The organism is Mesorhizobium sp. M1004 (assembly GCF_040318795.1).
GTDB lineage: Bacteria > Pseudomonadota > Alphaproteobacteria > Rhizobiales > Rhizobiaceae > Mesorhizobium.
Window position 1 is genome coordinate 82,355 of the sequence record NZ_JAMYNB010000010.1, and the last position, 19,332, is coordinate 101,686.

18 protein-coding genes and 2 pseudogenes are annotated in these 19,332 nt (G+C 63.9%); 9 read left to right on the forward strand and 11 right to left on the reverse strand.

The genetic code is table 11. The annotated features are described in order from the left end of the window. The first annotated feature begins 89 nt into the window (after window positions 1-89). The 4 genes from NKH54_RS20935 to NKH54_RS20950 are packed head-to-tail and all read left to right on the forward strand — an operon-like array spanning window position 90 to window position 3,794. A complete protein-coding gene (locus tag NKH54_RS20935) occupies window positions 90-794 on the forward strand; it encodes a CerR family C-terminal domain-containing protein (protein ID WP_023703848.1) in 705 nt (234 codons plus the stop codon). After that, window positions 791-1,744, forward strand: coding sequence for an HlyD family secretion protein (locus NKH54_RS20940; RefSeq protein WP_353028811.1), 954 nt, complete (start codon window positions 791-793; stop codon window positions 1,742-1,744). Before NKH54_RS20935 ends, NKH54_RS20940 begins: the two co-directional genes overlap by 4 nt. Beyond that, on the forward strand, window positions 1,741-2,661 hold the full coding sequence (locus tag NKH54_RS20945) for an ABC transporter ATP-binding protein (protein ID WP_023703846.1): 921 nt from the start codon (window positions 1,741-1,743) through the stop codon (window positions 2,659-2,661). The genes NKH54_RS20940 and NKH54_RS20945 overlap by 4 nt, the downstream gene beginning before the upstream one ends. Further along, on the forward strand, window positions 2,658-3,794 hold the full coding sequence (locus NKH54_RS20950; RefSeq protein WP_353028812.1) for an ABC transporter permease: 1,137 nt from the start codon (window positions 2,658-2,660) through the stop codon (window positions 3,792-3,794). The genes NKH54_RS20945 and NKH54_RS20950 overlap by 4 nt, the downstream gene beginning before the upstream one ends. A 4-nt stretch (window positions 3,795-3,798) precedes the next feature. Here the strand turns inward: NKH54_RS20950 and NKH54_RS20955 are convergent, their stop codons facing one another. From NKH54_RS20955 to NKH54_RS20965, 3 genes are read right to left on the reverse strand one after another with little or no spacing between them, the layout of a single operon-like run. Continuing rightward, window positions 3,799-4,398 (reverse strand): DNA-3-methyladenine glycosylase, encoded by a 600-nt coding sequence (locus tag NKH54_RS20955; RefSeq protein ID WP_353028813.1) that lies wholly within the window; start codon window positions 4,396-4,398, stop codon window positions 3,799-3,801. Between the two features lie 17 nt (window positions 4,399-4,415). Beyond that, window positions 4,416-4,796, reverse strand: coding sequence for a nuclear transport factor 2 family protein (locus NKH54_RS20960; RefSeq protein WP_023681284.1), 381 nt, complete (start codon window positions 4,794-4,796; stop codon window positions 4,416-4,418). 8 nt (window positions 4,797-4,804) lie between these two features. Further along, on the reverse strand, window positions 4,805-5,782 hold the full coding sequence (locus NKH54_RS20965) for a threonine ammonia-lyase (RefSeq protein WP_023748246.1): 978 nt from the start codon (window positions 5,780-5,782) through the stop codon (window positions 4,805-4,807). Between the two features lie 195 nt (window positions 5,783-5,977). Here NKH54_RS20965 and NKH54_RS20970 point away from each other — a divergent pair, with 195 nt between their 5' ends. After that, entirely contained in the window at window positions 5,978-7,999 is a 2,022-nt protein-coding gene (locus NKH54_RS20970; RefSeq protein ID WP_352595217.1) for a hydantoinase/oxoprolinase N-terminal domain-containing protein, read from the forward strand. 133 nt (window positions 8,000-8,132) lie between these two features. Continuing rightward, window positions 8,133-10,304 (forward strand): malate synthase G, encoded by a 2,172-nt coding sequence (locus tag NKH54_RS20975; protein ID WP_352595214.1) that lies wholly within the window; start codon window positions 8,133-8,135, stop codon window positions 10,302-10,304. Between the two features lie 205 nt (window positions 10,305-10,509). On the opposite strand, the pseudogene NKH54_RS20980 reads toward NKH54_RS20975, so the two are convergent. Next, window positions 10,510-11,412 (reverse strand): annotated as a pseudogene (locus NKH54_RS20980) (YifB family Mg chelatase-like AAA ATPase); the annotation flags it as partial. Between the two features lie 34 nt (window positions 11,413-11,446). Here NKH54_RS20980 and NKH54_RS20985 point away from each other — a divergent pair. The 3 genes and pseudogenes from NKH54_RS20985 to NKH54_RS20995 all read left to right on the forward strand — a co-directional run bounded on the left by NKH54_RS20985 (window position 11,447) and on the right by NKH54_RS20995 (window position 13,957). Continuing rightward, the gene (locus NKH54_RS20985) at window positions 11,447-13,066 is read left to right on the forward strand and encodes a recombinase family protein (protein ID WP_352498497.1); all 1,620 of its coding nucleotides are present in this window, start codon (window positions 11,447-11,449) and stop codon (window positions 13,064-13,066) included. 116 nt (window positions 13,067-13,182) lie between these two features. After that, window positions 13,183-13,640 (forward strand): annotated as a pseudogene (locus NKH54_RS20990) (TSUP family transporter); the annotation flags it as partial. 92 nt (window positions 13,641-13,732) lie between these two features. Then, a complete protein-coding gene (locus tag NKH54_RS20995; protein WP_352498553.1) occupies window positions 13,733-13,957 on the forward strand; it encodes a site-specific integrase in 225 nt (74 codons plus the stop codon). A gap of 13 nt (window positions 13,958-13,970) precedes the next feature. Here NKH54_RS20995 and NKH54_RS21000 read toward each other — a convergent pair whose 3' ends face one another. The 7 genes from NKH54_RS21000 to NKH54_RS21030 all read right to left on the reverse strand — a co-directional run bounded on the left by NKH54_RS21000 (window position 13,971) and on the right by NKH54_RS21030 (window position 18,938). Further along, window positions 13,971-15,191, reverse strand: coding sequence for an MFS transporter (locus tag NKH54_RS21000; RefSeq protein WP_352498496.1), 1,221 nt, complete (start codon window positions 15,189-15,191; stop codon window positions 13,971-13,973). Beyond that, window positions 15,188-16,582 carry an NAD(P)-binding protein gene (locus NKH54_RS21005; RefSeq protein ID WP_353028814.1) on the reverse strand — a complete coding sequence of 465 codons (1,395 nt, stop codon included), beginning with the start codon at window positions 16,580-16,582 and terminating at the stop codon, window positions 15,188-15,190. Before NKH54_RS21005 ends, NKH54_RS21000 begins: the two co-directional genes overlap by 4 nt. 45 nt (window positions 16,583-16,627) lie before the next feature. Continuing rightward, a complete protein-coding gene (locus NKH54_RS21010) occupies window positions 16,628-16,948 on the reverse strand; it encodes an ArsR/SmtB family transcription factor (protein WP_023804550.1) in 321 nt (106 codons plus the stop codon). A 64-nt stretch (window positions 16,949-17,012) separates the two neighbouring features. Then, window positions 17,013-17,435, reverse strand: a complete 423-nt coding sequence (arsC, locus tag NKH54_RS21015) for an arsenate reductase (glutaredoxin) (RefSeq protein WP_352498494.1) — start codon at window positions 17,433-17,435, stop codon at window positions 17,013-17,015. Then, on the reverse strand, window positions 17,432-18,121 hold the full coding sequence (locus NKH54_RS21020) for an aquaporin (protein WP_352498493.1): 690 nt from the start codon (window positions 18,119-18,121) through the stop codon (window positions 17,432-17,434). Before NKH54_RS21020 ends, arsC begins: the two co-directional genes overlap by 4 nt. 30 nt (window positions 18,122-18,151) lie before the next feature. Next, window positions 18,152-18,472 (reverse strand): ArsR/SmtB family transcription factor, encoded by a 321-nt coding sequence (locus NKH54_RS21025; RefSeq protein WP_353028815.1) that lies wholly within the window; start codon window positions 18,470-18,472, stop codon window positions 18,152-18,154. A gap of 82 nt (window positions 18,473-18,554) precedes the next feature. Then, window positions 18,555-18,938 carry a response regulator gene (locus NKH54_RS21030; RefSeq protein WP_352498491.1) on the reverse strand — a complete coding sequence of 128 codons (384 nt, stop codon included), beginning with the start codon at window positions 18,936-18,938 and terminating at the stop codon, window positions 18,555-18,557. Between the last annotated feature and the right edge of the window lie 394 nt (window positions 18,939-19,332).

The following is a 19,332-nucleotide window of genomic DNA, read 5'->3' on the forward strand; positions in this document are numbered from 1 at the left end:
CGCGCACTAAAGCGTCTGCGGCTCGACATGGCAAGCGGCCGTAGATAATCAATTTGACTTTAATCAATCGATTGATTAAACAGGCCGACATGATCAAATCCGCGCCCGACAAAATGCCCCGCCAGGAGACATCGCCCGCCGAGCAGACGCGCGCCGCACTGGTGCTGGCCGCGCTCAAACTGTTCGGGCGGCAGGGCTTCGACGGCACCTCGACGCGCGAGATCGCGGCGGAGGCGAAGGCCAACATCGGCTCCATCGCCTATCATTTCGGCGGCAAGGAAGGGCTCCGCGGGGCCGCCGCCGACCACATCGTCGAGACCATCCAGGCGGTTGCCGGCCAGGCGCTCGGCGGCATGCAGCTGCAAGGTCAAGCCAGTTCAGAGACGGCGCGGGCGCAGCTCTCGACCGCATTGGAGCGGATGGTAGGATTTATCGTCGCCCGGCCGGAAGCTGGCGATATCGTACAATTTGTACTTAGGGAATTGACGCATCCGACGGCCGCCCTCGACCGCATCTATGACGGGGTGTTCGAACCGACGCATCGCCGCCTCTGCCAGATCTGGGAACAGGCGACGGGCGAGCCGGCCGAAAGCGAGGCCACCAAGCTCGTGGTCTTCACGCTGATCGGCCAGGTCATCTATTTCCGCATCGGCCGCGAAGCAGTGATGCGTCGTATGGGCTGGCGCGAGATCGGTAACACCGAAGCCGCCAAGGTGGTGGCGGCGGTCACAAGCAATCTTGGCGCCATACTGGCGGCCCGAAATCCGGTCGCCCGCAAGGAGGGCAAGCGATGAGTTTTCTCTGTTCCCTGCCGCTCGCGGCCCAGCTGTTCGGCGCCTGCGCGCCGGCAGCGCCGCTTGCCGTCGGCTATGTCGAGGGCGACTATGTCTTGCTGGCGCCGATCGAAGTGGCGCAGGTCGAGACCGTCGCGGTCAAGCGCGGCGACCGTGTTGTATCAGGCACGCCGGTGGTGACTCTCGAAAGCGACGACGCAAAAATCGCCGTCGCCCAGGCAGGGGCCGCGCTCGCCCAGGCGCAGGCGCAGCTTGCCGACCTGCAGATCGGCAAGCGGCCGGAGGAGATCGCGGTGCTGAAGGCCGAGGTCGACATGGCCAAGGCCCAGGCCACGGATGCCAAGCGCAAATACGACCGCGCCGCCGACCTGTTCAAGCGTGGCGCCGGCACGCAGGCCGACTACGACACCGCCGCCGCGACGCTGGAGACCGCCAATGCGCAGGTCGGCCAGGCGCAGGCCAACCTTGCCGTCGGCGGTCTGCCTGCGCGTCCCGAAACGATCAAGGCGGCAGACAATCAGGTCAAACAGGCGCAGTCGGCGTTGAAGCAGTCTGAGTGGCGGCTGTCGAAGCGCGTGCTGGCGGCACCCTCGCCCGGCCGCATCAATGACGTCATCCGCAATCCCGGCGACACCGCCGGTCCGACCGCGCCTGTCATTTCGATGTTGCCGGACGGTGCGGTAAAGCTCAGCGTCTATGTCCCGGAAAGTGCGTTCTCGTCGATCAAGGTCGGCACGCTGCTTGTCGTCCATTGCGACGGCTGCGGGCCGGAGGTGAAGGCGCGCGTCAGCTATGTCTCGCCCGACCCGGAATTCACCCCGCCGGTGATCTACTCGCTCGAGAACCGGCAGAAGCTGGTCTACCTCGTCGAGGCGCGGCCTGAGGGCAAGGCGCAAGCGCTGCAGCCGGGACAGATCGTCGATGTCGAGCTGGCGGCCTCCGCAAAATGAACGCCATCGACGTTCATGGCCTGGTCAAGCGCTTCGGCGACAAGACTGTCGTCGACCATGTGACGATGACGGTGGCCGAGGGCGAGATCGTCGGCTTTCTCGGGCCCAACGGGTCCGGCAAGACGACGACCATCCGCATCATGTGCGGCCTGCTGACGCCCGACGAGGGCGAAGGTACGGTGCTGGGTTTCAACATCCGCACCGAGTCGCTCCGCATCAAGCGCGAAGTCGGCTACATGACGCAGAAATTCTCGTTCTACGAGGATTTGACGATCGGCGAGAATCTCGAATTCGTGGCGCGGCTCTACCGGCTGAAGCCGGTCGAGGAGCATGTGTCGAAAACGCTGGAAGAGCTTGGCCTGACGAGCCGCCGCAACCAGCTCGCCGGCACGCTGTCGGGCGGCTGGAAGCAGCGGCTGGCACTGGCCGCCTGCATCATGCACAAGCCGAAGCTGCTGCTGCTCGACGAGCCGACCGCCGGCGTCGATCCGAAGGCGCGGCGCGAATTCTGGGACGAGATCCACCGGCTGGCGAGCGGCGGTCTGACCGTGCTGGTGTCCACCCACTACATGGACGAAGCCGAGCGCTGCCACCGAATCAGCTACATCTCCTACGGCAAGATGCTGGCCACCGGCACGGTGGATGAGGTGGTGAAGAACGCCGGGTTGACCACTTTCGTGCTGCAGGGGCCGCACCTCGATCAGGTCGCCGATGCACTGAAGGGGCGGCCGGGCGTCGACCAGGTGGCGCCGTTCGGCGCCACGCTGCATGTCGTCGGCTCCGACAAGGCAAAGCTCGAAAAGGCGCTTGCCGATGTCGAGAAGGAGCACAAGGGCGTCAGCGTAAAACCCGGCGAGACCAGCCTCGAGGATGTGTTCATCCAGTTCATGTCCGGCTCGAAGGACAATATGGCATGAACAGCGTCTTCTCCTTCGCCAGGCTCGGTGCGCTGCTGATCAAGGAATTCATCCAGATGCGGCGCGACCGCATCACCTTCGCCATGATGCTGGGCGTGCCGCTTTTGCAGCTGGTGCTGTTCGGCTACGCCATCAACAACGATCCCAAAAGCCTGCCTGCCGCACTGGTGGCGACCAGCAAGGACCCCTACACCCGCGCCATTGTCGCGGCCCTGCAGACGACCGGCTACTACCGCTTCGACCATGTTGCGCAAAGTGCCGAGGCTGCCGAATTCCTGATGGCGCGCGGCGATGTCGCCTTCGTCGTCACCATCCCGGCCGATTTCGGCCGCCGGGTGGAGCGCGGCGACAATCCGCAGATACTCATCGAGGCCGACGCCACCGACCCGGCCGCCGCCAGCGGCGCCATCTCGACGCTAAGCAAAGTGGCCAGCCAGGCGCTGCTTCGGGCGCAAGGCATGCAGGAGGCGGCGAGTGAGGCCGCCAGGGGCCAGCTCGATGTGGTGGTGCACCAGCGCTACAATCCGGAAGGCATCTCGCAATACAACATCGTGCCCGGCCTGCTCGGCGTCATCCTGCAGATGACCCTGGTGATGATGACCTCGATCGCGCTGACCCGCGAGACCGAGCGCGGCACGATGGAAAACCTGCTCGCCATGCCGTCCAGCCCGTTCGAGATCATGCTGGGCAAGGTGCTGCCCTATCTGGTGGTCGGCGGCGTCCAGGTGGTGGTGGTGCTGGCGGCGTCGAAGCTTCTGTTCGCCATTCCTTTCACCGGCTCGATGTCGCTGCTGCTTACCGCCGTGCTGGTGTTCGTGCTGGCGCTGGTGCTGCTTGGCTACACCATCTCGACCATCGCCCGCACGCAGATGCAGGCGCTGCAGCTGACCTTCTTCTTCTTCCTGCCGTCGATCCTTTTGTCGGGTTTCATGTTCCCCTATCGCGGCATGCCGGGCTGGGCGCAGACCTTCGGCGAGATTTTCCCGCTGACGCATTTTTTGCGCATTACCCGCGCGGTGATGCTGAAGGCCGCTGAACTGCCGGCGGTTGCGGGCGAGATCGCCTGGCTGGTCGGGTTCGTGGCCTTGTTTGCCGGCGTCGCATTGGTGCGGTTCAGGCGCACGCTCGACTGAGCGTTCAGGAATTGAGCGATCGCGGACCGCTGACGAACGGACTGCCCCTGACATAGAACCGCAGCGGGCGGTCCGCATCCTTCGTGATGCCGATGCGGATGCCTTGGCCGATGTCGCTGGCCTGATGCTCGTCGGCTGCCAGCCATAGCGGGCCTTGGCGGCACAGATCGAGGCCGTCCAGCGAACGGTCGATCCGCAATGCCTGTGCGAGCCGCCCCGGCCCGCGCGCCAGGTCGCGCAGGCGCTCCACGCCCCGGTTCAGCCGCATGATGGCGATGCCTTCGAGCGGCTCCAGCGCCCGGATCAGCACGCCGGTGCCGGTGCCCGGCCCCTCGCTCGAGACATTGAGCATCCAGGAGACCCCATAGGCGAGATAGACGTAGGCGTGTCCGGGCCCGAGGAACATCGAACGGTTGCGCGGCGTCATCCCGCGATAGCCGTGACCGGCGGCGTCGCCGGTGACATAGGCCTCGGTCTCGACGATACGGCCGCTGACGATGCCTTCCGGCAGCTCCCGCACCACGAGCTTGCCGATGAGATAGCGGGCGAGATCGGCCGTATCATCAGGCAGTTCGGCACGATCGAGCGGATGGTGGCCGGTCATGCTACCGCCGCCGTGTTTCAAGGTATCCGTTCGACCCATTGCGCGCGCGACTGCCCCGGCTCGAACGGATCGCCGAAATACTGGGTCTCGCGAACCACTTTGCCATCGACGAACTCCATGATGCTCACCGTATAGGACGGAATCCCGTCATAGGTCAGGACATATTCGGTGATCCAGAGGTCGCCTGACCCGGTGATCCGCCGCACGGCAAAGCGCTTCCGGTTGGGCTGCGTGGCGCGCGACGACTGGATGTTGTGCCGTCCGCTGATGCGCTCGCCTGATTGCGGATAATCGAGCACCGCGTCCTCGCGATAGATCTGATGCTCCGTCTCGAGATCATTGGCATCGGAGGCAGCCCAATGGCGATCGAGAGCCGCCCTTATCTCAGCGTCTGCCATATCGGTTCTCAGGCCGCGGCCATGATCTCGGCATAGGTGGTGAAATCGACATTGCCGCCTGACAGCACGACGGCGACGCATTTGCCCGACAGTTCGATCTCGCCTGACGAGAGCGCCGCCAGCGCCACGCAGCCGCCGGGTTCGACCACCAGCTTGAGATGGGCCATGGCGTCGCGCACCGCCTGTGCGGCCGCCTTGTCGGAGACGGCGATGGCGCCGGCGAGGTTCTTGCGGTTGATCTCGAAGGTGATGGCACCGGGCTCTGCGGTGAGGATGGCATCGCAGATCGAACTGTGGCCGGGCTCGTTGGAAACCCTTTTTCCTTCGATCAGCGAGCGGCGGGTGTCGTCGAAATGCTCGGGCTCAACGGCCCAGACTGCTGTGGCCGGCGAGGCATCCTTGACGGCGATCGAAATGCCGCTCGTCAGGCCGCCGCCGCCACAGGGAATGACGACCGCATCGAGGCTGACGCCGAGCGCTTTTGCCTGGCGCGTCAGTTCGAGACCGATCGTGCCCTGGCCGGCGATGATGGCCGGATCGTCGAAAGGAGGCACCAGCACCATGCCCTTGTCCATGTAGGGTCGCACCACCGTCATGCGGTCGTCGCGAAAGCGGTCGAACGGCACCACTTCGGCGCCCATCTTGCGGACATTGGCGATCTTCATCGCCGGCGCGTCGGCCGGCATGGCAATGACCGCCTTGACGCCGAACATGGCAGCCGCCGCGGCGACGCCCTGAGCATGGTTGCCTGAGGAGAAGGCGACGACGCCGCGGCTGCGCTCTTCTTCGCTCAGCGAAGACAGTTTGTTGTAGGCGCCGCGGAACTTGAACGAGCCGGTGCGCTGCAGCGTCTCCGGCTTGAACAGGATGCGGCCGCCGAAGCGTTTGTTGAGTTCCAGCGATTCGATCAAGGTCGTTTCGGCGATCAGGCCGGAGAGGCGCGCGGCGGCGGCATGGATGTCGGCGATGCCGGGGAGCGTGGTCATGGCGAAGTCCTGAAAGGGATGAGATCGGCGCATGGTGCACGCAAAGGCAGGCCACGCACCAATGAAAAAATGTGACCGTTACAAAGTTTGGCGGGCATGAGCGGCGACGAGGGTCAAACTGGCCCACCTCTCCCGCCTTTATCAGCCGGGCCGTATCGGCTAAGGGCGGGGGAGCAGAATCCCGGACCGCCAGACATGACCGCCAAGCCAAAACCCCTGTTTCTCGGTATCGACACCGGTGGCACCTATACCGATGCCGTGCTGTGGTCGGAACAAGGCGGGCCAAAAGGCAAGGTGCTGGCCAAGGCCAAGGCGCTGACCACGCGGCACGATCTTGCCGTCGGCATTTCCGGCGCGGTCGATGCGGTGCTGGGAAAATCGGCCACCGATCCGGCCGCGATCAAACTCGTGTCGATGTCGACGACGCTCGCCACCAATGCGCTGGTCGAGGGCCAGGGTGGGCGTGTGGCGCTCATCATGATCGGCTTTACCGGGGCCGACCTTGCGCGCGACGGGCTGAAGACGGCGCTCGGCACCGATCCGGTGGTGTTTTGTCCGGGCGGCCATGACGTGCACGGCAATGCGGCCAAGCTCGATCTGTCGGGGCTGGAAGCAGCACTCCCTGAACTCGGCGCCTCGGTGTCGGGCTTTGCCGTGTGCGCCTATTTCGCCACCCGCAACCCGGCGCATGAACTCGCCGCGCGCGACCTCATCCGCGAAAAGACCGGCCTGCCGGTGACCGCCAGCCATGAATTGTCGGCCAAGCTCGGCGGTCCGCGTCGCGCGCTCACCACCTTGCTCAACGCCAGGCTGATCTCGATGATCGACCGGCTGGTGGCGGCAACCGAAGGATTTTTGGAGGCCCGCAACATCGTAGCCCCCCTGATGGTGGTGCGCGGCGATGGCGCGCTGGTTTCGGCGGCGTTTGCCCGCCAGCGGCCGATCGAGACCATCCTGTCCGGCCCGGCCGCCAGCCTGGTCGGCGCCCGCCACATGACGGGCCTGGACAACGCCATGGTGTCCGACATTGGCGGCACCACCACCGATGTCGCCGTGCTCGACGGCGGCCGTCCTCGGCTCGATCCCGAAGGCGCCACTGTCGGCGGCTTCCGCACCATGGTCGAGGCGGTCGCCATGCGCACTTTCGGCCTCGGCGGCGATTCCGAGGTGGCACTGGAAGATGGCGCGCTCAACCCGAAAATCCTGCTCGGGCCGCGCCGCCTGGTGCCGCTGGCGCTGGCCGGCATGATGCATGGTGTTTCCGTGACATCGGAGCTCGAGCGCCAGCTCAGGGCGCCCAACCCCGGCCGCATGGACGGCCGCTTTGCGTTGCGCACCGGCGTGCCGGACAGGCTCGCCGCCGGCCTGACCGCGCCCGAGGCGAAACTGTATGAACTGATTGGTGCGGTGCCGCTCGCCATCGACAGGCTGCTCACCTCGAACGCCCAGAACGCCACGCTGAACCGGCTGGTCTCGCGCGGTCTTGTGCATATCTCGGGCTTCACCCCCTCGGACGCCGCCCATGTGCTCGGCAAGCAGGCCAACTGGGACCCGCTTGCGGCCCGGCTCGGCGCCGAACTGTTTGCCCGCAAGCGTGATGGGCGAGGCCAGTACATCGCGCCGTCTCCGGAGGTGATTTCCGAACGGGTGCTGCTGACGCTGACGCGCTGGTCGGCCGAATACATTCTGGAGACCGCCTTTGCCGAAGACGGGCTGGATGGCGCCGCCACCGTCGCGCATGCGCTGGTGCAGCGCGCCGTCGATTCCCATCCCGGCATCGCAAGGCTCAGCGTCGCGCTCGATCGTCCGGTCATTGGCCTCGGCGCCTCGGCGCCGCTGCACTATGCCGGCTTGGCCGAGCTGGTCGGTAATGAGTGCGTGGTGCCGGAGGATACCGACGTCGCCAACGCGCTCGGCGCCGTCGTCGGCCAGGTCCGCGTCTCGGCCGAAGCCCGCGTCAGCCAGCCCAAGGAAGGTTTGTTCCGGGTCGCGTCGGGGCAAACGGTGCGCGACTTCACGGACGAGGCCAAGGCGATCGCGGCAGCGGAGGCTGATGTGCGGGCGATCGTAGCCGAGCGGGCGAAGGATGCCGGCACGGATAATGCCGAGATCGACGTTTCGACCGAGTTCAAGGTGTCTACCGTTGAGGCCCAACGGATGTTTATCGAAGCGCATGTGGTGGCGGTTGCATCGGGTCGGCCGAGGATTGCGGTTTAGGTAATCTCCCCCCTTGGGGTCCCCTTGGGGGGAGATCAGCAGCTTCAAAATCCCCGCCTTCACCCTAAGCTGAATTGACCCTTCACCCCTGACATGCCAAAGGCCGCAAAGCCTTTCATCTGGAGAAGCCCTGATGACCGATCGCGTCGAGATCGCCGGATTGCGGATTGCCCGCGAACTGCATGACTTTGTCGGCGAAGCGCTGCCGGGTACCGGTATTGCCGCCGACGCCTTCTGGAACGGCTTTTCGTCCATCGTCCATGATCTCGCGCCGAAGAACCGGGCGCTGTTGGCCAAACGCGACGCCATGCAAGAACAGATCGACGCCTGGCACCGCGCCAATGGCGCGCCCATCGATATGGAGACCTACAAAAGCTTCTTGCGTGAGATCGGCTATCTCGTGCCCGAAGGGCCGGCCTTTTCCGTGTCGACCGACAATGTCGACCCCGAGATCGCCACCGTTGCCGGGCCGCAGCTGGTGGTGCCGGTGATGAATGCGCGTTATGCGATCAACGCCGCCAATGCCCGCTGGGGCTCGCTCTACGATGCGCTCTACGGCACCGACGCCATTGCCGAGACCGGTGGCGCCGAGAAGGGAAAAAGCTTCAACCCCGTGCGCGGCGCCAAGGTGGTTGCCTGGGCGAAGAGTTTTCTGGACGAGTCCGTGCCGCTCACCTCGGGCAAATGGGCCGGCGTGAACGGGCTGACGGTTTCGGGTGGCACCTTGCGGCTCGGCGCCGGCGCCGGCGGCACCACACTGGCCAACCCGAAACAATTTGCCGGCTACCGCGGCGACGGCGCCAACCCGGAAGCCATCCTGCTGGTCCAGAACGGCCTGCACATCGAGATCCTCATCGACCGCACCAACCAGATCGGCCGCACCGACCCGGCCGGCATTGCCGACGTGATCCTGGAATCGGCGCTGACCACCATTCAGGACTGCGAGGATTCGGTCGCGGCGGTGGATGCCGAGGACAAGGTCATCGTCTACCGCAACTGGCTCGGCCTGATGAAGGGCGATCTGGCGGAGGAAATCAGCAAGGGCGGCAAAACCTTCACGCGCAAGCTCAATCCGGACCGCGCCTGGACCGCGCCCAGTGGTGGCGCGCTGAGCTTGCCTGGCCGCTCGCTGATGCTGGTGCGAGACGTCGGTCACCTCATGACCAATCCGGCCATCCTCGACCGCGATGGCAACGAGGTGCCGGAAGGCATCTTGGATGCGGCGATGACGGCGCTGATCGCGCTGCACGATGTCGGCGCCAACGGGCGTCGGATGAATTCCCGCGCGGGCTCGATGTATGTGGTGAAGCCGAAGATGCATGGGCCGGAGGAAGTCGCCTTCGCAGTCGAGATTTTCGACCGCGTCGAAGCGCTGCTCGGTATGGCGGCAAACACCATCAAGATGGGCATCATGGACGAGGAGCGGCGCACCACCGTCAACCTCAAGGAGGCGATCCGCGCCGCCAAGGAACGCGTCGTGTTCATCAACACCGGCTTCCTCGACCGCACCGGCGACGAGATCCACACCTCGATGGAAGCCGGGCCGATGATCCGCAAGGGCGACATGAAGCAGGCCGCCTGGATCTCCGCCTATGAGGCGTGGAATGTCGATATCGGGCTCGAATGCGGGCTCGCCGGTCATGCCCAGATCGGCAAGGGCATGTGGGCGATGCCCGATCTGATGGCGGCGATGCTGGAACAGAAGATCGCGCATCCCAAGGCCGGCGCCAGCACCGCCTGGGTGCCGTCGCCGACGGCGGCGACGTTGCACGCCACGCACTATCACAAGGTCGATGTCCATGCCGTCCAGGCGGCGCTCAAGAGCCGGCCGAAGGCGAAGCTCGATGATATATTGTCGGTGCCGGTGGCGGTGCGGCCGAACTGGACCCCCGACGAGATCCAGCGCGAACTCGACAACAATGCGCAAGGTATTCTTGGCTATGTCGTGCGCTGGATCGACCAGGGCGTCGGCTGCTCGAAAGTGCCCGACATCAACGATGTCGGCCTGATGGAAGACCGCGCCACGCTGCGCATCTCCTCGCAGCACATCGCCAACTGGCTGCACCACAAGGTGTGCTCGCAGATCCAGGTGATGGATTCGCTGCGGCGCATGGCAGCGATCGTCGACCTCCAAAATGTCGGCGACCCGCTCTACCGCCCGATGGCCACCGATTTCGACAATTCCATCGCCTTCCACGCCGCCTGCGACCTGGTGTTTAGAGGCCGCGAACAGCCGAATGGCTATACGGAACCGGTGCTGCACGCACGGCGGCTGGAGCTGAAGGCGAAAGAGCGGGCGAATTAGCGCCTGCATTTCCCTCCCCCTTGAGGGGAGGGTGGCCCGAAGGGCCGGGTGGGGTCCTGCGTGAAGTGCGGCGACTCCCTTCGGACGACACTACAAGCAATGTCATTGCAGAGGCCCTTTCTCGGCTCGGCTCCAAAAAGATCGACCATTCTTCGGCGACCCCCACCCTGCCGCTTCGGGGCCACCTTCCCCTCAAGGAGGAGCGTTACGCCGCCTGCGCCACCCGCTCCGACATCATGCGGTAGGAAATCGCCTCGGCCAGGTGAATGCGGCCGACGGTTTCTCTCGCTTCGAGATCGGCCAGCGTGCGCGCCACTTTCAGCACCCGATGATAGGCGCGCGCGGAAAAGCCGAGCTTTTCGCTGGCGTCCTTCAACAGAGACAGGCCGGCGGCATCCGGCATCGCGATGTCCTCGATAACAGAAGGCGAGCAATGCGCGTTGGTGGTGGCGCTGGTAACGCCCAGCCGCTCGAACCGTTCGCGCTGGATGGTGCGGGCGCGCGCGACGCGCTGCGCAACGGCGGCACTTTTCTCCGCCCGATCCGGCCGGATCAGATCGGCGGCCGAAACCGCAGGCACCTCGATCCTGAGATCGATGCGGTCGAGCAGCGGGCCGGAAATGCGCGCCTGGTAGTCGGTGCGGCAGCGCTCACCGCGCAGGCAGCGATAGCCGGGCTCGCCGGCCATGCCGCAACGGCACGGGTTCATCGCCGCCACCAGCTGGATGCGCGCTGGATAGGTGACGCGGTGGTTGGCGCGCGCGATCATGCAGTCGCCGGTCTCCAGTGGCTGGCGCAGCGCATCCAAGGTCTGCGGCGTGAATTCGGGAAACTCGTCGAGGAACAGCACGCCGTTATGGGCAAGCGATACTTCGCCCGGCCGCGCCCTGATGCCGCCGCCGACCATTGCCGCCATCGAAGCCGAATGGTGCGGGGCGCGGAACGGCCGCCGGTCGGTGAGCTTGCCTTCACCGAGCTCGCCGGCCACCGAGGCGATCATCGAGACTTCAAGAAGTTCCTTGGGCGCCAGTGGCGGCAGAATTGAAGGCAGCCTCTGCGCCAGCATCGATTTTCCCGAGCCGGGAGGCCCGACCATCAACATGATATGGACAGAAGACCCTCACCCATGTAAGGCCCAGATCATGACGAAACACACCCCTACCAACCTGACAAAAGCGTACTCCTATGTTCGCTTCTCCACGCCAGAACAAGCCAAGGGCGACAGCTTCCGACGCCAGACTGAGGCGGCTGAGAAATACGCGGCACTGCACGGCTTGGACATGGACACCAAGTTCACCTTCCACGACCTCGGAAAGTCGGCCTTCCGGGGCGGCAACATGGCAGATGGCATGCTTGGTGAGTTTCTCTCGTACGTCAAATCCGGGGATGTAGAGCAGGGGTCGTATCTTCTTGTAGAGAACCTCGACCGCGTGTCTCGGGAGACGCCCCGCAAGGCGCTGCGGACGCTTGAAGACATCGTAGACGCCGGGGTCAATGTCGTAACGCTCTCCGACAACAGGACGTACACCAAGGAAACTCTCAACCAAGATACGATGATGCTGTTCGCCTCGATCATGTACTTCGCGCGGGCGAACGAGGAGAGCGCCACGAAGGCACGGCGACTGCGGGAAGCATGGGGGAACAAGCGCAAGAACGCGGCAGCGAAACCACTGTCGGCATTGTGCCCTGGCTGGCTACGCCTCAGGGACGACCGCACGGGGTTCGACGAGATTCCCGAGCGAGCCGCTGTGGTCAGCCGAGTGTTCGACATGACGTTGGCGGGGAAGGGGCAGCACACGATTGCCGAGACCCTGAACCGTGAAGGTGTTGCCCCGTTTGGGACCAAGCGGCGGACCCCGGCAGAACGAAAGGCCGGATTGAAGCCGAAGCCCGCCGACATGTGGCACCGCACCTACATCGCGAAGATGCTGGCAGACCCGTCCGTAGTTGGAACCTTTACACCACATCGCATCGAGGTGACGGGGGGAAAGAGGCGGCGTATTCCGACGGACACTGTCGAGGGGTATTTCCCAGCCGTCATCGACCGCGAGATGTTCGACAGGGTTGACGCCATGACCAACAGGCGGGCTGTGAGGGGAAGCAGCAAGGCGGGGATGGCAAACATCCTTGCGGGGCTCGCCAAGTGCCCGAAGTGTGGGGCGACGATGACCCGAGTTAACAAGGGCAGCGGACCCAAGGGAGGCCGGCCCTATCTGGTCTGCACCGTGGCGAAAGCGAAGGCGCGGCGTGCTGCTGGGACAGGTTGTGAGTATCGACAAGTCCGCCTTAACGATGTCGAGGAGGCCATAATGGAGAAGGCGGCGGTCCTGTACGAGCTTCTCCCCTCGACCGACGAGGCGCTACAGGGGGAATGGGATCGGGCGAACACTGCTGAGATGGCAGTGAGCGACGAGATCGAGAACGTGGTTAAGGCCATCGAGCGGGGTGGACACTCCTCGGCACTACTCGACCGACTCTGGCAGAACGAGGCAGCGCGGGAAGACATAAGGCGCAACAAGGCTGACCTTGAGCGGCGGATAGCGGACACGCTGACAAACCGCGTGCAAGCGACGATCAGTGAGCTTGTGGATGCCGCTGAGGGGGAGGGTTCGCGAGACGTTGCGGCGATAAATGCGACCCTGCGGCAGTTGTTCACCAAGGTCGAAGTGGACTGGTCGACAGGGTTCCTGTTGTTCCACTGGAAACACGCGCCCGGCGAAGTGTCGAGTATCATGTATGCGTGGCCGAAGGACGATCACTGAACCGACGACACTCTTCGTTGGCGACGACGTGCACGACATGGCTGACCTAGCGGCTCCGGCAAAGATGGCCTACAGCGTTGTTTCCCACGGAGTACAACGCCTTGACCGAAGAGCCCATGGCTGTCGCCCAGACTTCACCCAGCAAGCCCCTCGCGTTCGGCGGGGGTTTGGTCATCGGGGCGCTGGGCGGGCTCGTAGGTCTTGGTGGCGCTGAGTTCCGCCTGCCACTGCTGATTGGCCTGTTCAACTTCGGGGCATTGGAGGCCGTGATCCTCAACAGGCGATGAGCCTAATCGTGGTGGCGACGGCGTTGCCCTTCAGGGCTCAAACGGTGCCGTTCGGAGAATTGGCGTCGCATTGGCCCGTCATCGCTAACTTGCTCGCTGGTAGCTTGATAGGCGCGTGGCTTGGGGCTGGATGGGCGACCCGGCTTCGGTCTGAGACCCTGTACAAGATCATCGCAATCATGCTTCTCGTGAGTGCCGGGGTCTTGCTGCTCGGCCACAATGCCCACGCCGAGGGTGCCCTCTTGACAGGTGCAGCACAGGTCATCGCGGGGGTCGCTGCCGGGTTCGGTATAAGGCAGCCGTGGGGCTTAGTGACGGGCCGATGCTATTCCCCCGATACGGACGGGCGGGTGGCAACACAAGCGCGTCGGCGGCTCTAATGAAGCATGTGCGCATCGTGACTGATGACCGCAAGAAGGTGGTGCATTCGCTGCGGCATAACATGAAGGACACGCTGCGCCGGGGCGATGTCGACAGGGACAAGCAAAACCTCATTCTGGGTCACACGCTGGGTGGCGACGGGGAAACCTATGGGGGACCCGAGGGGAGGCTCGAGGAGGCAACGCGGGCGATGCGAATGGCGATCTTGAGGGAGGAAGCCTGAGGCAGACCCCGAGCTACTGCAATCGAAGCTGCAGGGCTCGGTGGCGGAAGATCATCCAGCCCAAACCGCCGGCCAGCGCGACGTTCAGCAGCGCCAAAATCAAGAGAACGGCAAGCGTTCCGTGGGCGCCTCCGCGTTCCAGCAGCAATGCCCCGATTGATGGAGCGGCTGCTTGGGCGATCAAGCTCGGCATGGCCAGACGCCCCATTAGCTTTGCGTAGCCGGTGGGGCCGAACAGGGCGAGGGGCAGCGTGCCTCGCGCAATGGTCTCAAGGCCGATGCCGCCTCCATAGAAGGCCAGTGCGACGGCAACAACCGGCATCCCGACCCAAAGCGCTGCAATGCCGACCGCGACGAAGGTCACCGATGCCAGTTTCGTCCAGATCGGATGATGGAAACGAGCGATCATCATCTCGACGGTGCGCGCTGACACCTGTGAGGGACCGACCATTGCCCCAAATCCGACCGCAGCCGCAAGCGTCAGACCACTGGCCTGCAGGATGGTCAGAAGATGAACCGACACTGTCGAGGAGATGACCGCTGCCAGCGTCAGTGTAGCAGCCAGGACGATCATGACCGGTGTTGACGGCGGTTGCAGGGGCATCGACCCCTGAGCGGCCGCAGGCTGACCTTGATGGCTCTCAAGCGGTATCCCACGCGGCAGCATGAAGATGTAGAGCGGCAGCGCGATCAGGAGCTGCACAGCGGCGTAGACCAAGCAGGTGCCCCGCCAACCAATCTCGCCCATCAGGAAGGCCGAAAGAGGCCAGCAGACCGTGCTGGCGAAGCCGCCGAACAACGAAAGTGTGGTGATGGCGGAGCGTGCGCTATGGCCATACAGCCGCCCAAGCGTCGCAAAGGCAGCGTCGTATAGCCCGGCTCCCATCCCAAGCCCGATCACCAGCCATGCCGCGATATACAGGGCAAGGTTCGGGGCGACGGCGAGGCCGATCTGTCCGAGGCCGATGCAAGCCGCGCTGAACGCCAGCACGTTACGGCCCCCATGCCGTTCGATGGAGGCGCCGACGTGCGGCGAAATCACCCCAGCAATGAGCAATCCGAGCGACAAGCCACCGACGACCCATGGCAGAGGCCAGCCGGTATCGGCGGCGACCGCAGGCGCAATGACCGCCGGCAGATAGTATGAGGACCCCCACGCCATGATTTGGGTCAGTCCAAGCACAGTGATTACGGTTCGGCGACCGCGCTCAGTCATGGTTGGCGACACGATCATGCGGCTACTTTGCAACCGCAACCGCCCTTGCCAGCGGCTTTCGCTACGGCGTCGGCGACGCAGCAGGCATCCACCGCGACAGCGGCTGGGCCACCACAACACCCCTTGGAGGCCGAGCCTGCCGCTGATGCCGGAACGGTACAGACGCCGGTCTCAGGCAGCACGAGTTGTACGGCGTCGGCTGCTGCGACGTCCCCGGCGAGCGCTGCTGCAACCGAGCGAACCTGTTCATAGCCGGTCAGCAGCAGGAAGGTCGGAGCGCGACCATAGCTCTTGATTCCGACCGTGTAGAAGTCTGGTTCCGGGTGGCTGAGTTCGCGATGCCCGTGGGGCGGGACGTCACCGCAAGAATGCTCGTTGGGATCGATTAGAGGCCCTAACGCCTTGACGCTCTCAAGCCATGGGTCGAGGTCCAGCCTAAGCTCGCGGGTCATTGAGAGATCGGGGCGTTGTCCTGTCGCTGCGATGATCCGGTCGACAGGACCGATCTCATGCAATCCATCTTTCGTGTGGCCCTCCACCGTCAGGATGCCATCAGAGGAGCGGATGGCTACCGCCGCGAAGCCCGGCACCAACCTTGCACGGCCACTTTCCACCAGCTCACGAACGTCAGCGCCTAGCTCGCCACGGGCGGGCAGTTGGTCAGCATCCCCGCCGCCGAAGATACGAACCAGATCAGTGCCGCGTGTCGTCCAGAGGAAAGTGGTTCCGGGCTCCACCGAAGCCAGCCTGTCGAGGTCGAGTAAGGCGTTGGCCGCCGAATGGCCTGAACCGGCAACAAGCGTGGTGCGGCCGGCATAGAGGCTGCGGTCGTGGCCGAGAATGTCGGGAATACCGTAGGCGATCCTGTCGGCAAACTCCGTCTCACCCTCCGCCGCGATCCCACCGGCCCCGAGTGGATTTGGCGTCTGCCAAGTACCTGACGCATCAATAACGGCCCGCGCTCTGTCACGCCTCACCCCGCCGGCTGTCTCAACCACCAGCATGAAGGGCCGCACCTGTCGATCCTTGCTTACGACCTTATCTGCACCCCAGCGGGAGACCCCAACCACCCTCGCGCCAGTTTCGATGGACGACGAGAGTTCAGGAAGCTTTGCGAGCGGCTCGAGGTAGAGCCCAACCAGTTCATCAGCGGTAGGGAATGCTTCCGGCTCCGGCATCGTCCAGCCAGCGCGCTCAAGAAGCCTTCGGGCCGTCTGGTCGACACAGTAGCGCCAAGGGGTGAACACCCGGACATGGCCCCAGTCCCTGAGATTGGTGGCGATGCCAGCGCCAGCCTCGTAGACCTTCACAGGGACCCCCCTTTGAATGAGCTGGACTGCAGCCGCCAAGCCGACCGGCCCTGCCCCGATAACGGCGACGGGGAGAGTGTTCGGATCATTCTTCGACATTGTTCTATCCTTCTGGGATCATCGAAATATGAGACAAAAAAGAAGCTATGCCGCCGCCTCTGTCTCGACACCGATGCAGGCGGCGTCGGCGCAGCACTCGTCAGCCAGGAAGCCGATCAGGTCCCTCATGATGGGATAGTTGGCCCGACAGATCAGTGTCGTTGCCTGCCTTTCCTGTGTCACGAGGCCAGTAAGAATGAGGCGATGGAGGTGATGGGACAGCGTCGAGGCCGCGATGCCAAGACTGTCCTGCAAGTGCCCAACTGGCCTGCCTGCTTCGCCGGCTCTGACCAGTGTCCGATAGAGCTTGAGCCGTGTCGGGTTGCCGATGGCTTCGAGTTGTTTTGCGGCTTGTTCGAGGTTCATGGAAATAGGGTGCACCCATTTTTCCCGCAGGTCAACACCTATTTCGACAATGATCGAAATATGGTCAAACGACCAGCTTGCCGCTCGCGTCAATCACCACCTCGCCATCCTCCTTGGTGAAGGGGCCGATGTCGGGATTGGGCAGGATCGGCAGTACTGCCTCGGAGGGTCGGGCCAATACCACGCCCAGCGGCGTCACTACGATTGGGCGGTTGATCAGGATCGGATGCATGAGCATGGCGTCGATCAGATCGTCGTCCGACCACTTCGGGTCAGCGAGCCCAAGCTCCCAATAGGGCGTTCCCTTCTCCCGAAGCAGGGCACGCGGAGTGATACCCATGGCTGCGATCAGTTCAACCAGCTTGGCACGCGAGGGGGGCGTCTTGAGGTATTCGATGATCTCGGGCTCTTCGCCGCTCTGCCTGATCATGGCCAGCGTATTCCGCGAGGTGCCGCACTCGGGGTTGTGATAGATCGTGATTGTCATTCGGCAGGTTCCACTTTCGTGAGGGCTTGGGGTTCCGCGAGTAGCCAGCCAGCGAGCGCGATAGCGACCAGAGCGCCGGCGAGCTGAGCTGCGATGAAGGCGGGGACGTCGAGCGGTCGAATGCCCGCGAAGGTATTTGAGAGGGCACGGGCCACGGCCACTGCTGGGTTCGCGAACGATGTCGAGGCCGTGAACCAGTAGGCGGCGACGATGTAGAGCCCAACCAGCCACGGGATGGCATCCGCTCGGAAGCGGAGGCCCGCGAGGATGGTGAAGACGAGCCCGAAGGTCGCGACGGCCTCGGCGATCCACAGGCCAGACCCCGAGCGCACCGTGGCCGAGAGGCTGAAGAGCGGCATGTCGAACATGGCATGAGCCACCAGCGTGCCGAGAATGCCTCCAGTGAGCTGGGCTGCCACGTAGGTAAGAGCGACGTCGCGGCTGATCTGGTGCCGCAAGCCGAACACGAGCGTGACCGCTGGGTTGAAGTGCGCCCCGGAAATCGGGCCGAGTGTGGTGATCAACACGACCAGTATCGAGCCGGTCGGCAGGGTGTTGCAGAGTAGGGCAAGCGCCACGTCATGGGTGAGCCGTTCAGCCATGATGCCGGACCCGATCACAGCCGCGACCAGCATGGCAGTTCCGAGTGCTTCGGCAGCGAGCCGTCGCGGAAGGTCAGCGGACATGGTGGCAAGGCTCCGGTGAGATTGAGGTCGTTAGCATTTGCATGTCGCCGCTTGGATGACTGGCTGGCAAAGCTCGGGGCAGTCTTCCATCAGGTAAGCCAGCAGATCGCGAAAGGCGTTCATGTCGACGAGATACCGGATGATCCGCCCGTCGCGTTCGGCACGAACCAACCCGGCGCGGTCGAGGACCTTCAGATGTGCTGACATGGTGTTCTGCACCGTCCCGAGTTGCGAAGCGATCTCGCCGGCTGGAACACCTTGGGGTCCTGCTTGCACGAGCAGCCGGAAGGCCTCTAACCGTGTATCTTGGCTAAGGGCCGCAAGCGCGAGCAGAGCTTCTGTTTTGTCCATCTATCCACCCATCCAGATTTGTGGATGCATAGGACCAGTGCGTGACAGTTGGATGACGGGACTCGTATGACCGACCAGAGGGCTACATCCCAGGACCACCCTGATTGAGCAGTGTTGCCAGCCCCGTAATGATCTGTGGCATTACGAACGGCTTGGTGATCATGATGCTGTTGGGCACCCCGAGCGAGGGCCAATCGTCCGCGCCATCGCCGCTCACGTAGATGATAGGTAGGTCGGGATTGACGCTCCGAGTGTGCCGGGCGACGTCCCAACCAGTAGGTCCCGCGCCCAGTCTTATGTCTGTGACTAGGGCCTCAATGCGCTCAGGGTCGTCGTTGAAGGCCCGTATTGCATCTGCCCCTTTCGTCGCTGAGACCACCTCGAAACCAGCGTCAGTCAGGGAGTGCTCAACATCTATGAGGATCATACTCTCATCCTCAACAAGCAGGACGACGATGGATGACATGGGCCGACCTGTTTGTCGAACACTGACGGCCAGCAATGCACAAGGCGGCGAATTGTTCCCGTTGACTTAACATTTGTTAATCGGGGAGTAGGACCCCCTCCTCCTTGGCAGCCAGCCAGAAGAGCCTTTGGACCTCTTGAGCTGACGCCCTATGCTTCCTGAAGGCCACGCAAACCTGGACCGCACGTCGCCAATGAGCGCCCCTCTTGGTGAACCTTAGGAGCTGCGCGCCGGCTGCCTCGACCGAGGAGACGTTGTAGCGGAGACCTAGGGGTTCCCTAATGGGGACTGCTGGGGTGAACCAATGAAGCGCCATAAACGTCATGCGGCGGACCGTCTTCCGACACAAGCGGCCACTGCATTAGCCACATCATCGTCCCCAGCAGGCTTCGAC

Excerpts from the sequence above, each read along its gene's own strand:
- NKH54_RS20935 (WP_023703848.1), top strand. The coding sequence starts at position 90 with ATGATCAAATCCGCGCCCGACAAAATGCCCCGCCAGGAGACATCGCCC.
- NKH54_RS20940 (WP_353028811.1), top strand. The coding sequence starts at position 791 with ATGAGTTTTCTCTGTTCCCTGCCGCTCGCGGCCCAGCTGTTCGGCGCC.
- NKH54_RS20945 (WP_023703846.1), top strand. The coding sequence starts at position 1,741 with ATGAACGCCATCGACGTTCATGGCCTGGTCAAGCGCTTCGGCGACAAG.
- NKH54_RS20950 (WP_353028812.1), top strand. The coding sequence starts at position 2,658 with ATGAACAGCGTCTTCTCCTTCGCCAGGCTCGGTGCGCTGCTGATCAAG.
- NKH54_RS20955 (WP_353028813.1), bottom strand. The coding sequence starts at position 4,398 with ATGACCGGCCACCATCCGCTCGATCGTGCCGAACTGCCTGATGATACG.
- NKH54_RS20960 (WP_023681284.1), bottom strand. The coding sequence starts at position 4,796 with ATGGCAGACGCTGAGATAAGGGCGGCTCTCGATCGCCATTGGGCTGCC.
- NKH54_RS20965 (WP_023748246.1), bottom strand. The coding sequence starts at position 5,782 with ATGACCACGCTCCCCGGCATCGCCGACATCCATGCCGCCGCCGCGCGC.
- NKH54_RS20970 (WP_352595217.1), top strand. The coding sequence starts at position 5,978 with ATGACCGCCAAGCCAAAACCCCTGTTTCTCGGTATCGACACCGGTGGC.
- NKH54_RS20975 (WP_352595214.1), top strand. The coding sequence starts at position 8,133 with ATGACCGATCGCGTCGAGATCGCCGGATTGCGGATTGCCCGCGAACTG.
- NKH54_RS20985 (WP_352498497.1), top strand. The coding sequence starts at position 11,447 with ATGACGAAACACACCCCTACCAACCTGACAAAAGCGTACTCCTATGTT.
- NKH54_RS20995 (WP_352498553.1), top strand. The coding sequence starts at position 13,733 with ATGAAGCATGTGCGCATCGTGACTGATGACCGCAAGAAGGTGGTGCAT.
- NKH54_RS21000 (WP_352498496.1), bottom strand. The coding sequence starts at position 15,191 with ATGATCGTGTCGCCAACCATGACTGAGCGCGGTCGCCGAACCGTAATC.
- NKH54_RS21005 (WP_353028814.1), bottom strand. The coding sequence starts at position 16,582 with ATGTCGAAGAATGATCCGAACACTCTCCCCGTCGCCGTTATCGGGGCA.
- NKH54_RS21010 (WP_023804550.1), bottom strand. The coding sequence starts at position 16,948 with ATGAACCTCGAACAAGCCGCAAAACAACTCGAAGCCATCGGCAACCCG.
- arsC (WP_352498494.1), bottom strand. The coding sequence starts at position 17,435 with ATGACAATCACGATCTATCACAACCCCGAGTGCGGCACCTCGCGGAAT.
- NKH54_RS21020 (WP_352498493.1), bottom strand. The coding sequence starts at position 18,121 with ATGTCCGCTGACCTTCCGCGACGGCTCGCTGCCGAAGCACTCGGAACT.
- NKH54_RS21025 (WP_353028815.1), bottom strand. The coding sequence starts at position 18,472 with ATGGACAAAACAGAAGCTCTGCTCGCGCTTGCGGCCCTTAGCCAAGAT.
- NKH54_RS21030 (WP_352498491.1), bottom strand. The coding sequence starts at position 18,938 with ATGTCATCCATCGTCGTCCTGCTTGTTGAGGATGAGAGTATGATCCTC.